Origin of the sequence: Streptomyces sp. NPDC058198 (assembly GCF_042882605.1) — a bacterium.
In the GTDB taxonomy this organism is placed as follows: Bacteria; Actinomycetota; Actinomycetes; order Streptomycetales; family Streptomycetaceae; genus Streptomyces.
In genome coordinates, this window is sequence record NZ_JBHVVP010000012.1 from 21,917 (window position 1) to 36,599 (window position 14,683).

14 protein-coding genes are annotated in these 14,683 nt (G+C 71.3%); 10 read left to right on the plus strand and 4 right to left on the minus strand.

Features of this window, described 5'->3' with window-relative positions:
• Nucleotides 1-4: 4 nt before the first annotated feature.
• The 3 genes from coaE (at nt 5) to ACFVWW_RS28565 (ending at nt 1,626) form a co-directional block, all read left to right on the plus strand.
• On the plus strand, nt 5-610 hold the full coding sequence (gene coaE, locus ACFVWW_RS28555) for a dephospho-CoA kinase (protein ID WP_384183630.1): 606 nt from the start codon (nt 5-7) through the stop codon (nt 608-610).
• Nucleotides 611-771: 161 nt separating this feature from the next.
• Nucleotides 772-1,137: a hypothetical protein gene (locus tag ACFVWW_RS28560; RefSeq protein ID WP_384331358.1), complete on the plus strand. Its 366-nt coding sequence runs from the start codon at nt 772-774 to the stop codon at nt 1,135-1,137.
• 108 nt (nt 1,138-1,245) lie between these two features.
• Nucleotides 1,246-1,626, plus strand: a complete 381-nt coding sequence (locus ACFVWW_RS28565; protein ID WP_384183626.1) for a tetratricopeptide repeat protein — start codon at nt 1,246-1,248, stop codon at nt 1,624-1,626.
• 72 nt (nt 1,627-1,698) lie between these two features.
• On the opposite strand, the gene ACFVWW_RS28570 is transcribed toward ACFVWW_RS28565, so the two are convergent.
• Complete coding sequence (locus tag ACFVWW_RS28570) at nt 1,699-2,028, minus strand: DUF6343 family protein (protein WP_384183623.1); 330 nt, start codon at nt 2,026-2,028, stop codon at nt 1,699-1,701.
• A 194-nt stretch (nt 2,029-2,222) separates the two neighbouring features.
• Here ACFVWW_RS28570 and ACFVWW_RS28575 point away from each other — a divergent pair, with 194 nt between their 5' ends.
• Nucleotides 2,223-2,660: a DoxX family protein gene (locus ACFVWW_RS28575; protein WP_386877793.1), complete on the plus strand. Its 438-nt coding sequence runs from the start codon at nt 2,223-2,225 to the stop codon at nt 2,658-2,660.
• A gap of 20 nt (nt 2,661-2,680) precedes the next feature.
• On the opposite strand, the gene ACFVWW_RS28580 is transcribed toward ACFVWW_RS28575, so the two are convergent.
• On the minus strand, nt 2,681-3,022 hold the full coding sequence (locus ACFVWW_RS28580) for a hypothetical protein (protein WP_384183619.1): 342 nt from the start codon (nt 3,020-3,022) through the stop codon (nt 2,681-2,683).
• A 225-nt stretch (nt 3,023-3,247) separates the two neighbouring features.
• Between ACFVWW_RS28580 and ACFVWW_RS28585 the strand changes: the two genes are divergently transcribed.
• From ACFVWW_RS28585 to ACFVWW_RS28605, 5 genes are all read left to right on the plus strand, one after another.
• Nucleotides 3,248-4,258 carry a slipin family protein gene (locus tag ACFVWW_RS28585; RefSeq protein ID WP_386877792.1) on the plus strand — a complete coding sequence of 337 codons (1,011 nt, stop codon included), beginning with the start codon at nt 3,248-3,250 and terminating at the stop codon, nt 4,256-4,258.
• 106 nt (nt 4,259-4,364) lie between these two features.
• A complete protein-coding gene (locus ACFVWW_RS28590) occupies nt 4,365-5,414 on the plus strand; it encodes an alpha/beta fold hydrolase (RefSeq protein ID WP_386877791.1) in 1,050 nt (349 codons plus the stop codon).
• Nucleotides 5,411-6,910, plus strand: a complete 1,500-nt coding sequence (locus ACFVWW_RS28595; RefSeq protein ID WP_386877790.1) for a carboxylesterase/lipase family protein — start codon at nt 5,411-5,413, stop codon at nt 6,908-6,910. The genes ACFVWW_RS28590 and ACFVWW_RS28595 overlap by 4 nt, the downstream gene beginning before the upstream one ends.
• A 93-nt stretch (nt 6,911-7,003) precedes the next feature.
• Nucleotides 7,004-10,105 carry a DEAD/DEAH box helicase gene (locus ACFVWW_RS28600; RefSeq protein ID WP_386877789.1) on the plus strand — a complete coding sequence of 1,034 codons (3,102 nt, stop codon included), beginning with the start codon at nt 7,004-7,006 and terminating at the stop codon, nt 10,103-10,105.
• The gene (locus tag ACFVWW_RS28605) at nt 10,102-11,349 is read left to right on the plus strand and encodes an SWIM zinc finger family protein (protein WP_386877788.1); all 1,248 of its coding nucleotides are present in this window, start codon (nt 10,102-10,104) and stop codon (nt 11,347-11,349) included. The genes ACFVWW_RS28600 and ACFVWW_RS28605 overlap by 4 nt, the downstream gene beginning before the upstream one ends.
• A gap of 189 nt (nt 11,350-11,538) precedes the next feature.
• Here the strand turns inward: ACFVWW_RS28605 and ACFVWW_RS28610 are convergent, their stop codons facing one another.
• Both ACFVWW_RS28610 and ACFVWW_RS28615 read right to left on the minus strand, forming a co-directional pair.
• On the minus strand, nt 11,539-12,615 hold the full coding sequence (locus tag ACFVWW_RS28610; protein WP_386877920.1) for a S1 family peptidase: 1,077 nt from the start codon (nt 12,613-12,615) through the stop codon (nt 11,539-11,541).
• A 240-nt stretch (nt 12,616-12,855) separates the two neighbouring features.
• Nucleotides 12,856-13,404 carry a hypothetical protein gene (locus tag ACFVWW_RS28615; RefSeq protein WP_384183603.1) on the minus strand — a complete coding sequence of 183 codons (549 nt, stop codon included), beginning with the start codon at nt 13,402-13,404 and terminating at the stop codon, nt 12,856-12,858.
• A gap of 100 nt (nt 13,405-13,504) precedes the next feature.
• On the opposite strand from ACFVWW_RS28615, the gene ACFVWW_RS28620 reads away from it, so the two are divergent.
• Complete coding sequence (locus ACFVWW_RS28620) at nt 13,505-14,236, plus strand: hypothetical protein (RefSeq protein WP_384331537.1); 732 nt, start codon at nt 13,505-13,507, stop codon at nt 14,234-14,236.
• Nucleotides 14,237-14,683: the final 447 nt, after the last annotated feature.

A 14,683-nucleotide genomic window follows, 5' to 3' on the forward strand; every position in this document is an offset into this window, starting at 1 on the left:
GCGCATGCTGAGGTTGGGACTTACGGGCGGAATCGGCGCGGGGAAGAGCGAGGTCTCCCGTCTGCTGACCACGTACGGCGCGGTACTGATCGACTCCGACCGGATCGCACGCGAGGTGGTCGAGCCGGACACGCCGGGACTGGCGGCCGTGGTCGCCGAGTTCGGTGCGGAGGTGCTGACCTCGGACGGCGCGCTGGACCGCCCGAAGCTCGGCGGCATCGTCTTCGGTGACGGGGAGCGGCTGCGGGCTCTGAACGCGATCGTGCATCCGCTGGTGCGCGCCCGCTCGGCCGAGTTGGAAGCGGCGGCAGGACCCGACTCGATCGTGGTGCACGATGTGCCCCTGCTCGTCGAGAACGGCATGACCGACCTGTACGACCTGGTGGTCGTCGTGGACGCCTCGCCCGAGACCCAGGTGGACCGGCTCGTGCGACAGCGGGGGATGGCGGAGCCGGAGGCGCGCGAGCGGATGGCCGCGCAGGCCACTAGGGAGGAGCGTCGCGCCGCCGCCGATGTGGTCATCGACAACGACGGACCGCTGGAGCGGCTCGAACCGCAGGTGCGCGCGGTCTGGCAGGAGCTGAGCGAGCGCGCGGCGGCCGGGCGCTGACCTCCGGGGCCGCCGAGGGGCCCGCGGCAGGGGCCCGCGGCAGGTCGTCGGCAGGTCCGCGTCAGCGCTGCGGCAGGTCGTCGTCAGGTCCGCGTCAGAGCTGCGTCAATCCGTGGGCCGGGTCGGTCTCCGCGCACCGCTCTCGGGCTACGCTCGGGAAAATGATTGTTTTCGCGGCCTTCGCAGCACTCGGAGGGCTGATCGCGCTCCTCGCGGGTGCCGTGGGTATCCGCAGGACCCGCCGTATCCTCTCGGCCGGAGAGTCCGCCATGGCGCTCGTGAAGCGCGGACCGCCCGGCTCCGAACGCCAGTCGCTCCAGTACGAGACGGCCGACGGCCATGTCCTTGAGGTCATCTCACCGGTCCTGCTCGAAGCGGGCACTTCCGTGCTGCTCTCGTACGACCCCGAAGATCCGCGGGAGGTGGTGCTCCCCGGCTATCCGCGCACCCGTGTCGATCTGGGCTTCGTGCTGCTGGGGCTGGCAGTGATCCTCGCCGGGGCGGCCTTCGCGTTCACCGCGTTCTGACCCTCTTCCGCTTGCCTTCCGCTTGCCTTCCGCTCGTGGGCGGAGGCCACGCGGAATAGCATCGCCGCGCGCGGCGTTGAAAACGCGCAGTCAGGGAAGGATGCGAGCGTGCCCGAGAGCCCGGAGACCCACGTCATCGACTATCGCGCGGCGGAGCAGTTGCTGGCCGCGCGGGATCCGCGCGGAGCCGTGAAGCTCCTCGACTCGGTGATTGCGTCCCACCCGGAGAACACCGCGGCCCGGCTGCTGCGCGCCCGCGCGTTCTTCGCGGCGGCCCAACTGCGCCCCGCCGAGCTGGAATTCGAACTGGTCCTGGAGCGTGAGCCGGACAACGCCTTCGCGCATTTCGCCCTGGCGCGTACCTTCGAGCGATCCGGCCGGCCCGAGCAGGCGAAGCGGCATTTCCGTCTGGCGGCGGCCCTGGACCCCAAGCCGGAGTATCTGAAGGCCGCGCGGTTCGAGTCCGACACGCGAGCCGAGGACGACTGACGGCTACTGACGGCGACTGGCGGCGTGCCTACGGGCCCGGTGCGGCCGACGCCGCCGGGTCGGCCGGACTCGTCATCGGCCGTGCGAGCCGCGATCCGGGCCCTGGCCCCGGTTCGGTGTCCGGTGCCGGTCGAAGCTCTGATCCGCACCGTGGTCCGGCTCGTACGGCGGGACGTCCCGGCCCGGCTGGTAGTGCGGTCCCTGATGGATATGGCGCAGGATCATGACCAGATCTGTCATGACGATCAGCAGGAGCACCCCACAGGCGAGCGCCCACCCCATCCGCCCGTTGATCGCGAACGCTGTCGTGCCGGCGGCGGTCCAGATCAGGCCCCACACGCTCAGCCACAACCGCATGCGCAGCGGACTCCGCGCGGTAACAGGCTCGCTTCCGGTGCGCATGATTCACATACCTCCCATCGGCTTTCTACCCATAGGTGTCCCCTTTGATCCGGATTGGGTAGCGGGGATCGAGCCACCCGGAACTCATCGCTCGCCGTATCGAAATCGCGGGCCGGCCGGCGATGAGTTCCGGGCGGGTGTCCCGTCTATCTCGGTGAAAGCGCCATCGAACGCTCAACCGAGGAGACCCCGCCATGTCCGACGCATCGACCTCCGCCACCGCTACAGCCCTCGTGCCGTACACCCCCTCGCGCCGGGCGCACCTCACGGTCCGCGTGCTCCAGATCGTGCTGGCGCTGTTCTTCGGGGTCGCGAGTGCCGCGCCGAAGCTCGTCGCCCACTCGTCCGCCACGGAGTCCTTCGACACGATCGGTTTCGGCCACTGGTTCATGTACGCCGTCGGGGCGCTGGAGCTGGCCGGTGCCATCGCGTTGCTGATTCCCGTCCTGTCCGGGCTGTCCGCGCTGGCACTGATCGGCCTGATGATCGGCGCGTTCGTCACCCAGCTGACCGCCTTCGACGGGCAGAACGCGCTGACGCCCGTGGTGCTGATCGTGCCGCTGGCCGCCATCGCCTGGGTCCGGCGGAATCACACCGCGGAGCTGGTCGCCCTCGTCCGCGGGCGGGTGTAGCTTCCGCGCCCCCCTATCGGTCAGTGCACGATCGCGTAGCTGTGCCACGGCCCCATGCCAGGGCTGATCCCATCGGACAGTGTGGTGGCGATATACCCGCTCTCGTCGCCGGTGCAGTCGGGCGTCGCGTACATCACGAAGTCGACCAAGGTGCGGTTCGTGAGCTCGACGGCCCCGGGGGGAGCAAGCCGATGGCAGCCCGTGACCAGGGGGTTGGTCACCTGGACGCTGCGCTTCTGCTCGGTCTCGTAGACGACGGTGCCCACCGCGGTCCGGCCGAGGCCGGAGCAGCCCGCGACGGCGAAGGTCAGGAGCGCTGCCCCGGCGGCGATGGAGAGGCGCCGGTGATCGGTCACGGTCATGCGCGGTCCTCGTCTCTGCGGGTTCCGGGTCTGCGGGGATTCCTGGTCTGTGCGGGTTCCGGGAAGCCTGGTGCTGGTCACACTGCCGGATCCCCGAGGAGGCGGCACCACAGGTGCGGCCGGCCGGGCTACGCGCCGGTAATTTCCTGCTTCAGTGCCTCGACCGACAGGTCATATAAGGCATACCGTGGTATTAACACACAGGTCCGGCGGAAGAGGGCCATCATGGTTGAAGGACTGGTCGTAGCGGTCATAGCGGCGGTATGCGCCTGTGCGCTCTACGCGATGTCGGCTGCGAGGGTCGTGAAGCAGTACGAGCGAGGCGTGGTGTTCCGCCTCGGCCGACTGCGCGAAGGTATTCGAGGGCCCGGTTTCACGGTGATCGTCCCGTTTGTCGATCATCTGCGTAAGGTCAATATGCAGATCGTGACGATGCCGGTGCCCGCACAGGACGGCATTACGCGGGACAACGTCACCGTGCGGGTGGACGCGGTGATCTACTTCAAGGTCGTCGATCCGGCCGACGCGCTGGTGCGGGTCGAGGACTACCGGTTCGCGGTGGCGCAGATGGCGCAGACATCGCTGCGGTCGATCATCGGCAAGAGCGACCTGGATGATCTGCTGTCGAACCGGGAGAAGCTGAATCAGGGCCTGGAGCTGATGATCGACAGTCCGGCGATCGGCTGGGGAGTGCAGATCGACCGGGTGGAGATCAAGGACGTGTCGCTGCCGGAGACGATGAAGCGGTCGATGGCACGGCAGGCGGAAGCGGACAGGGAGCGGCGCGCGCGGGTCATCAACGCGGACGCGGAGCTCCAGGCATCGAAGAAGCTCTCGGAAGCGGCCAAGCAGATGTCCGGGCAGCCGGCCGCGCTCCAGCTGCGGCTGCTGCAGACCGTCGTGGCCGTGGCGGCGGAGAAGAACTCCACCCTGGTCCTGCCGTTCCCGGTCGAGCTCCTCCGCTTCCTGGAGCGCGCCACCCCGGCCGAAGCGGTCCAGGCCGTGCAGGCCGTGTCCGGAGCCGTGGAGGCAGCGCCGACCGTGCCCACGGCACCGGACGGTCAGGCCGCTCGTGAACGGGAGCCGGTGTCACCGGCGGCAGCGGCCCCGGCGGCCGCGGCGCGGACCGACCGGTTGCCGACGGATCCCGCCGCACCTGATCGTGCCGCGCCCGATCCCGCCCCACCGCAGGCCGTGTCGCCCCAGACGCCGGTGCCGACCCAGCCCCATGCCTGAACCCATCGAAGCCGCCGACACTCATTCCTGACGAACCACACCCCCGGTCTTACCTATATGGCGCGCACATATAAGCGGCCGGGGGATGTGCTGTCTACCGTGAGCCATGTCCCTCTCGACCCCCTCGCTGACCACACGGCGTATCCCCACCCAGCGGCTGACCGTCCAGGTCGCCGAGTGCGTGGACCGTGAACACGCCGAGCCTGTCGTTCTCATCCACGGCAATGTGTCCTCGTCGGTGTTCTGGCACGACACCATGCGCGATCTGCCGGAGCGGTACCGCCCCATCGCCCCCGATCTGCGCGGCTTCGGCTCCACCGACCCGCTGCCCGTCGACGCGACCCGGGGCGTGCGCGACTACTCCGACGATCTGGCGGCGCTGTTCGACGCCCTGGGTGTGGAGCGCCCACATCTGGTGGGCTGGTCCCTGGGTGGCGGCATCGCCCTGCAGTTCCTCCGTGACCGCCCGTCCGCCGTCTGCTCGCTCACCCTGGTCAACCCGGTCTCCCCGTACGGCTTCGGCGGCACCCGCGACCACGACGGCACGCTGGTCTCGCCCGACGGCGCGGGCTCGGGCGGTGGCGCCGCCAACCCGGACTTCGTACAGCGGCTGGCGCGGGGCGACCGGAGCGAGGAGTCCCCGCTCTCGCCCCGCCAGGTGCTGGCCACCTGCTACGTGAAGCCGCCGCTGCGCCCGGACCGGGAGGACGAGTACGTCGAGTCGATGCTCACCACCCGTACCGGCGACGATCACTACCCCGGCGACAGCACCCCGTCCGAGGCCTGGCCCGGTATCGCGCCCGGCACGCGCGGCGTGCTCAACTGCCTGGCCCCGACTCACTTCCGTATCGACGACCTGCACACCGTCACGCCCAGGCCGCCGGTTCTCTGGGTACGCGGCGAGGACGATGTGATTGTCTCGGACACGTCTCTGTTCGACCTGGCGCACCTCGGCGCGATCGGTGCCGTACCGGGGTGGGACGGCACACCGGCCCAGCCGATGATCGCCCAGACCCGCCATGTCCTGGATCTGTACGCGAAGGCCGGCGGCAGGGTACGAGAGGTGTCGGTGCCCGACGCCGGGCACGCGGTGCACATCGAGCGGCGGGAGGAGTTCGCCGCGGCGCTGCTGGAGACGCTGGCCGAAGGAGCATGACGCGTATGGAACCGGTGTGCACGACCCGGCAGGGCCGGGTCGGAGGACGTCTTTCCCCGGCCCTGTCCGGTACACCGTCCGAGGCGGCGCCCGTGGTGGCGTCGTTCCTGGGCATCCCGTACGCGACCGCGCCACGCTTCGGCCTGCCGGTCTCGCCCGAGCCGTGGGAGGGCGTACGGCCGGCGGTCGCGTACGGCCCCACGGCGCCCAAGGCCCCCTACGCGCCGCCCCTGGACGCGCTCATCCGGGAGGACTCCATCCCCGCGCGGGCGGGGGAGAGCTGCCTCAATCTGAACGTCTGGACCCCCTCGCCCGGCCCGGAGGCCCGTCTTCCGGTGATGGTGTGGGTGCACGGAGGGGCGTTCACGAACGGCTCGGGTTCGGCCTCCGGGTACGACGGCAGTACGTTCGCGCGGGACGGCGTGGTGTGCGTGACGCTCAACTACCGGCTCGGAGTGGACGGTTTCCTCCACCTGGACGGCGTACCGGACAACCGGGGCCTGCTCGACCAGATCGCGGCACTGGAGTGGGTGCGGGACAACATCGCCTCCTTTGGAGGCGACCCGGAACAGGTCACCGTCTTCGGCGAGTCGGCCGGTGCGATGAGCATCGGCGTCCTGCTGGGAATGGAACGGTCACGCGGTCTGTTCCGGCGGGCGATCCTGCAGAGCGGCGCAGCCCATCATTTCCTGCGTCCGGACTCCGCGCGTCTGATCACGGCCAGGCTGGCGGAGAAGCTGTCGATCGCCCCCACGGCCGAGGCTTTCGCCGCCGTCCCCGACTCCAGGCTCCTTCCCGCGCAGACGGAGCTGCGGGCGGAGGTCGGAGCCCGCCCGGACCCCACGCTGTGGGGTGAGGCGGCCCTCAACATGATGCCGTTCGAGCCGGTGCTCACCGAGCGGACCCTGCCCGCACCCGACTGCGGCGTCGAACTGCTCGTCGGCAGCAACCGCGAGGAGTACCGCCTCTTTCTGGTGCCCACCGAGAGGCTGGACGCGCTGTCGGAGGCCAAGCTGCGCGCGACCGCCTCGGCGTACGGCCTCGATCCCGACAAGGCACTCTCCGTCTACGGCGAGGCCAGGCCCGGAGCGACGGCCGGTGAGCTGTTCGACGCCATGGCGACGGACTGGTTCTACCGGATTCCGGCGATCCGTCTCGCGGAGTCCGTCCCGGGCTCGTATCTGTACGAGTTCGCTTGGCGCTCGCCACGCTTCGACGGCCGGCTGGGCGCCTGTCATGCCATAGAACTGGGCTTCGTTTTCGACCGCCTGCATGACCCGTCGTACACCCCGATGCTCGGCGAGCACCCGCCGCAGGACGTCGCGGACGCGATGCACCGCGCCTGGGTGGCGTTCGCCTCGACGGGGGATCCGGGCTGGGAGCCTTACGACCGGGACACGCGGACGGCGATGGTGTTCGGCGGCGGCGGAGCGGCTTCCGCAGCTGTTCAAGACCTCGGGGCGCAGGAGCGCGAGCTCTGGGAAGGACTGCGCTGACCTGCGGAAACTTCGCTCCGGGATCGACTGTCACACCCCCCGCCTAGACTCGCAGAGGTAATCGGATCTTGCGGTGGGAGGGAGTCGGCGAGCATGGCGCAATTCGCGCATACCCCCGCACAGCTGCCTGCGCGAGCCGCCACCGGCCGGCTCGCCCCCGCTCCGGCGACTGCCGGCCTCGCGCGCTGCGCAGCGGTCTTCCTGCCCGCCGGGCTGCCTCGCGAGGGGCGGGTCGCTTTCTGGGATCCGGAGGGTGAGCTGTTCGCCGGGGCGGCGGGGGAGTCCACGGCGGGTGAGCGGGGGGAGACCGACCCCGCCGGTCACGCGGAGGAACCGGGCGTGGCCGGGCCGGATGCGGCCGGGCTGGGTGTGGGCGGGCTCGGCCGCGGGGAGCTGACGGTTGTACGCCGCCATGGCACCGGCGTCCGTGCGCACACCGTCCCCGCCGTGCTGCTGCCCGTCGCCGAGGCCGTGCCGCTGCTGGTCCGCGCCCGGCGCGACAAGGCGGCGCATCCCGCCGCCGCCTGCTGGGGCGCCGCCGCGCTGCACGCCCTCCAGCTGGCCGCGCGCGGCCGACTGCTCCCCGGACTCACCGCGTCCGACCACGACGCGTGGCGGGCGGGGCCGCTCGACGCCGACGACATCGCGCAGTTGAGAGCCATCGCGGCGGCCATGCCTCCCGAGGCCCACGCCGTGCCGCTCCCGGATCTGCGCCCGCTCCAACTGCCCGACCCCGAAGCCCTGGTGCGGGCGTTCCTCGACGCCGTGGCGGACTCCCTGCCGCGTACCCCCGCCGCGGCGTTCGCGGCGGGGGCCCCGTTCGCCGCCCGAGCGGCGCAGTACCTGCCGGGCGCCCGCACCTGGGCGGCGGAGGCGGCGGCCGGAATGGACGCCGGGGTGCGGGTCTCGCTGCGCCTCGACCTGTCGGCGTACGAGCTCTTCGACCAGGCGCCGACCGGCACGGACGCCGGCGCCGGCACCCCCACCCGTACCGCCCCCCGCCCTGCCCCCCGCTCCGAGTCCGAGTCCGACTTCGGCTTCGGCTCCCGTGGCGATGACGCCGACGTCGTACGGCGAGCCGGGGCCGCGCTCGTCCAGATCCACAGCCTGGCCGACCCGACCCTGGTGATCGACGCGGCCCGGCTCTGGGCGGGCGACGGGGACGAGAGCTTCGGTCCGCGCGCCCGTATCGACGCGATGCTCGCCCTGCGCCGCGCGGCCCGCGTCTGGACCCCGCTCGCGAGACTGCTGGAGCGCGACGTCCCCGACGCGCTGCCGCTTTCCGAGGACGAGCTGTACGAACTGCTCGGCCCGGGGGCGGCCCGCCTCGCCGCGGCGGGCGTCGCCGTCCACTGGCCCCGGGAGCTGGCCCGTACGCTGTCCGCCGCCGCGGTCGTCCGCCCCGCGCCCGGCTCGGCCACGGACGGCACGCCCTTCTTCGACTCCGAGGAACTGCTCAAGTTCAACTGGCAGTTGGCGCTCGACGGTGATCCTCTCAGCGAGAAGGAGATGGACGCGCTCGCCGAGTCCCACCGCCCGATCGTCCGGCTGCGCGACCAGTGGGTGGTCGTCGACCCCGCGCTCGTCCGCAAGGCGCGCAAACGGGAGCTGGGCCTGCTGGAGCCCGTCGACGCCCTGGCCGTCGCCCTCACCGGCACCGCCGAGGTGGACGGCGAGACGGTGGAGGCGGTCCCGACGGGCGCGCTCGCGATCCTGCGCGACCGTCTCATCGCCGGCCCCGCCGCGGTGCCTCAGCCGGCCGCCCTGGCCGCCACGCTGCGCGACTACCAGCTGCGGGGCCTCGCCTGGCTGGACCTGATGACCTCGCTCGGTCTCGGCGGCTGCCTCGCGGACGACATGGGCCTCGGCAAGACGATCACGGTCATCGCCCTCCATCTGCACCGGGCCCGTACGGCCCCGACCCTTGTCGTCTGCCCCGCCTCCCTCCTCGGCAACTGGCAGCGCGAGATCACCCGTTTCGCCCCCGGCGTGCCCGTGCACCGCTTCCACGGCGCGGGGCGCACGCTGGACGAGGTGGCGGACGGCTTCGTCCTCACCACGTACGGCACGATGCGCGGCAGCGCCGACATACTGGCCGCGCACCCCTGGGGGATGGTCGTCGCCGACGAGGCCCAGCACGTCAAGAACCCCTTCTCGTCGACCGCCAAAGCGCTCCGCACGATTCCGGCGCCCGCCAGGGTCGCGCTGACCGGCACCCCCGTCGAGAACAACCTCTCCGAGCTGTGGGCGCTGCTCGACTGGACCACCCCCGGACTGCTCGGCCCGCTCAAGGCCTTCCGGGCCCGCCACGCCCGCATCGTCGAGAACGTCGAGAACGCGAAGAGCGCCGACATCAAGGACGCCGACAACGCGCAGGCGGTGGAGCGGCTGTCCCGGCTGGTCCGGCCGTTCCTGCTGCGCAGGAAGAAGTCCGACCCGGGCATCGTGCCCGAACTGCCGCCCAAGACCGAGAGCGACCACCCCGTCGCCCTCACCCGGGAACAGGCCTCCCTCTACGAGGCGGTCGTCCGCGAGACGATGGCGGCCATCGAGAGTGCGGAGGGCATCGCGCGCCGCGGCCTGGTCATGAAGCTGCTCACCTCCCTCAAACAGATCTGCAACCACCCCGCGCAGTATCTGAAGGAGGACCCGGCCCGGCTGACCGGCCGCTCCGGCAAGCTCGCCCTCCTCGACGAACTGCTCGACACGATCCTCACGGAGGACGGCTCGGTCCTGATCTTCACCCAGTACGTATCGATGGCCCGGCTGCTCGCCGCCCACCTCAGGGCGCGCGCGATCCCGTCCCAGCTCCTGCACGGCGGCACACCCGTCCTGGAGCGCGAGCGCATGGTGGACCGGTTCCAGTCCGGCGAGACGCCGGTCTTCATCCTCTCCCTCAAGGCCGCGGGCACCGGCCTCAACCTCACCCGGGCCGGCCATGTCGTCCACTTCGACCGCTGGTGGAACCCGGCCGTGGAGGAGCAGGCGACGGACCGCGCGTACCGCATCGGGCAGACGCAGCCCGTGCAGGTCCACCGCCTGATCGCGGAAGGCACGGTCGAGGACCGGATCGCCGAGATGCTCGCCTCCAAGCGGGCGCTGGCCGACGCGGTCCTCGGCTCGGGAGAGGCGGCCCTGACGGAGCTGACCGACCGGGAGCTGGCCGATCTGGTCTCCCTGCGGAGGCTGTCATGACCGCCCCGCGCACCCCGCGCCACGACGACCGCCGCCGCACCTTCCCCGCCCTGCCGCGCCGGCCGGGCACCGAAGGAGATTTCGCCGCCACCTGGTGGGGCAACGCCTGGGTGGAATCCATGGAGGACGCCGCCCTCGACCCGGCCCGCCTCCAGCGCGGCCGGGCCTACGCGGGCGGCGGCCATGTCGACGCGATCACGGTCACTCCCGGCCGGGTCATGGCCTACGTCCATGGCTCAAGACCTCGCCCGTACCGTACGGAAATCCGCCTGCGCACCCTCGGCGACACCTCCTGGGAGGACCTCCTCGACGCCGCGGCGGCCCGCCCCGACCACATCGCGGCCCTCCTCGACAAGGACATGCCGCACACCCTCGCGGCGTCGGCCGATCTTCTCCCCACCGTGGGCGACCTCACCCCCGACTGCTCCTGCCCGGACGACGGTTACCCCTGCAAGCACGCCGCCGCCCTCTGCTACCAGACGGCCCGGCTGCTCGACGAGGACCCCTTCGTCCTGTTCCTGATGCGCGGCCGCGGCGAACACGAGGTCCTGGCCGATCTGACCCGGCGCAACGCCACCCGCTCGGCGGCCGAACGGACCACGGCCGCACCGCCCATGCCCACGGTCGCGGCCCGCGCCGCCCTCACCCCGCGCACGCTCCCGGCGCTTCCGCCCCCGTTCCCCGCGCCCGCGCAGCCCGGCCGCCCGCCCGTCTATCCGCAGACACCCGGCGCCCCCGACCCGCTGGCGCTCGACCTCCTCGCCACCGAAGCGGCGTCCCGCGCGCATACGTTCCTCACCACCGGCCTCGACCCCGTCGCCGCCCTCACCCCCTGGCAGGACGCGGTCCGCCTGGCCGCCGCCCACCCCGGTTCCGGACTGACCGCCTCGACCCGCGCCCTCTACCGCGACCTCGCCGCCGCCCTCGACCGAACCCCCACCGACCTGGCCCGCGCCGTCGCCGCCTGGCGCCAGGGCGGCCTGGCCGGACTCGCCGTACTGGAAGACCCCTGGGATCCCCCCGCCGGCCCCTTCGACCGCGCCCGCCCCGCCCTGGCCGCCGCCGACTTCGGTCACTTCCGCCCCTGGCGCAACCGCCTCTCCACCCCCTCCCTCCAGCTCCGCTTCGGCCGCGACGGCATCTGGTACGGCTACGAATCGGACCGCGACCGAGAAGACTGGTGGCCCCGAGGCACCCCCGACACCGACCCGGTCGGCGCCCTCACCGCCCTCCTCGGCAGATGAGAGGTATCCCGGTGGCCCGTGGGAGCGCCGGCTCCGGGACGGCGGGCCCGTTCCACCACGGGAAAGCCCGCCGGCGGCAGGGCAGCGGGGTATCGGACCCCATGTCCTGTCGCGGCGGGCTCAAGCCCGTGGCCCACGCTCCGTCAGGTGCTTCGGGCCGGGCCGGGGAAAGTCAGGCGGTGCGGGAGGTCAGGCGGTGTGGAGGGTCAGGCCGTAGCGGCCCAGGATCTCGTTGATCGGCTGGTACCAGGTCTCGCCGCCGCTGCTGCAGTTGCCCCAGCCGCCCGAGGTGACGCCCTGGGCCTGGTCGCCGCTGAGGAAGGAGCCGCCCGAGTCGCCCGGCTCGGCGCAGACGCTGGTCTTCGTCATCTGGTAGACCGCGCCCTGGCTGTAGTTGACGGTCTCGTTCTTCGCCAGCACGTTGCCGCAGTGCCAGTGTGACGTGGAGCCGGAGCGGCAGATCGAGGCGCCTATGGGGGCCTCCGCCGAGCCGCGGACCAGCTGGTCGGGGACGGCGCCCCAGCCGATGACCACCGGGACGGTCCACCAGCCGCTGCCGACGTTCACCCACGCGTAGTCGTCACCCGGGAAGGACGATCCCTGGAAGTTGCCGATGTACGAGCCGTCCCAGCCGCTGACCGAGGCGCCCGCCTGGCCGCAGTGGCCGGCCGTGACGAAGCCGCCGTACACGGAGAAGCCGATGGAACAGCGCACGTTGCCCGTGTAGTACGGGTCACCGCCGACGGTGCCGGCGGAGAAGGTCTGGGGTGCGGCGGCGGTCGTCTTGACGGTGACGGGACCGGCCTGCCGCGCGCGGGTGAGGAAGCCGCGGACATCGTTGTCGTTCTTCTGCGCGGCGACGACGTTCACCACGACCTGGTTGGCCCGGGGGTCGACGTGCCAGCTGCTGACGCCGGCCGGTGCGGAGAGCGCGTCGATCTGCGCCTTGGCCGCGTCGAGCTGCCGCGCGCTGTGCTTCACGAGCCGTACGGTCGCGCCCGTCGCCCGTACGGCGTCGGCCTTCCGGTCGCTGGTGACCGCGACCGTCAGCTTGCCGCTGGCCGCCTCGAACCAGGAGCCGCCGTACGACGATCCCGCCGCGCGCTGTGCCTTTCCTTCGACAGCCGTGGCTGTCTTCTCCGCGGTCAGTCGCGCCTGGGCCTGGCTCTTCGTCAGGCCCAGGTCCTTCTGCATCGCGGAGAGCAGACCGCTGGAGGCCTGCGGTGCGGGGGCGGGGGAGGGGGAAGCCGCGGCCGCCGGGACCATACCGGCGGTTGCCCAGGTTCCGAGGAGGAGGAGTGCGGACAGACCGGTACGGATCACTGTCGTGCGTCTCAAGGGAGTGGCCCTTCTGTTGTTCCAGCATCGTGGGGATGGAACAGCAGGCGCCTGAGAGCGCTCTCAGGCGATGCCTGGGCGGAGCGTAGCCGAGGATTAAGGACAGGTCCATGCCAATCAAGAGGGACGACCGAACGGGCCGTGGACGCCGGTGCCGCGTGCCCGGATTCAGGAGGCGCGCGGCCCGATTCCGTCCGCCCAGCGCACCAACGCGGCGAAGTCCGCCTCCCGCAGTCCCCGGCGCGGATGGATCCGCAGCAGCAGCGCCGGAGCGTCGTGGTGCGCCGCCACATGGGCCGTGTCCCGGTCGGTGATCATGTCGTCGACCCAGGCGAACGGGCGGCCCGCCGCCCACTCCAGCAGGGGGCGGGTCTTCCAGTAGAGGCCGTCGGGGTCCTTCGCGAAGAGCTCCGGCCATTCGATCACCGGGAGGTCCGTGGGGAGGCCGACCACCGGGGCGATCATGGCGTTGGCCTCGTGCATCCAGGTGGTGGCCCAGGCGAGTTCGAACGGCAGGGCCAGCAGCCTGGGGCCATGGCCGGGGTTGAGCCGGACACGCAGACCGCGGCGGTGGCTGCGCGAGCCCGGGGACTGCCGGGAGAGCCAGATCGAGGGGTGCAGATAGGTGCTCGTGTAGCCGCGCGGGCGGTGCAGGCGGGCGCCGTAGGGATTGAGGGGGCCGTCAACGTCGAGGAGGAGCAGTGGTCGGTCCGTCATGGAAGAGAACTGCCCCTCGCGGAGGCGGATTACGACTTTCGTGCGCCGCTATCGGTTAATCATTCGATCGCCGGTGTCCGATCTTGCTAACGTCCATGACGTGGCGAAACTCAATCAGATCATCGCAGTCGAGAAGGGCGTCAAGTCCAAGGCGCACCAGGACCTGACGGCAGCTCATCACGGTCTCCAGAAGCCGGCGTTGCTGGCCGGTATCTCCCGTACGTACCAGACGAAGGACGAGGAGGGCGAGCAGCTGCCGCCCGAGTCGACCCGGGTGCAGGTCAAGGCCGAGGACGTACTGCGCGAGACCGCGAAGACCCTGACCAGGCTGTTCGATGTGACCGCCACCAAGGACTGGGCGAACTGTGCGGCGCGCGCCGATGTCACGGTCGACGGGCGGGTGCTGGTGAGCGACGTACCGGTGGCGTATCTGCTCTTCCTGGAGAAGCAGCTGACGGACATCAACACCTTCGTGCGCAAACTGCCGGTGCTGGACGCGTCGGAGTCCTGGAGCCAGGACCCGTCGACGGACGCGTGGAAGACCGAGGCGGTACGGACGCTCCGTACGAAGAAGGTCCCCCGCAACCATGTGAAGGCCGAGGCGACGGAGAAGCATCCGGCGCAGGTCGAGGTGTACTACGAGGACATACCCGTCGGGTACTGGACGACGGTGAAGTTCTCCGGCGCGCTGCCGGCCCGGCGGGTGAACGAGCTGCTGGACCGGGTCGAGAAGCTTCAGCAGGCCGTGAAGTTCGCCCGCGAGGAGGCCAACGGCGCCGAGGTCACCGACCAGCGGGTGGGTGACGCCGTGTTCGGCTACCTGTTCGGGTAGCCTCAATGATTCCCCGGCCGCCTGTTGGTCGGCCGGGGTGCGCGAGGAGCGCAAGCTGAAACTGAAGCTTGTCGTGACGGCGCGGTTCCAGTGGAGGTTCGAGTCCTCCCCGCGGCACATCCGGAAGGGTGGACGGGCCGCGGTAGCCCAACGGGCAGAGGCAGACCGCGATCAATCTCAGACTATTGCTCCAGACTCAGCATTCGCCACCGATCGCCGGATCGAACGGGCTCAGGCCCCGGACGTCGAAATGCCGGTTCAAGTCCGGCCTGCGCAGCTCGATGCGCGGTGGTCCAAAGGCAGGACGCGGCGACTTCACACTGACCTGAGTCCTCAAGTGTGCCGGCGTGCGAGATGGGTGGCATCACAGGGCCCGGGGGCCGGCTACGCCCCCGGGTCCGCTCCTTTTTGCGGCGTTCACGGCGTTCACGGCGTTCACGGTGCTCA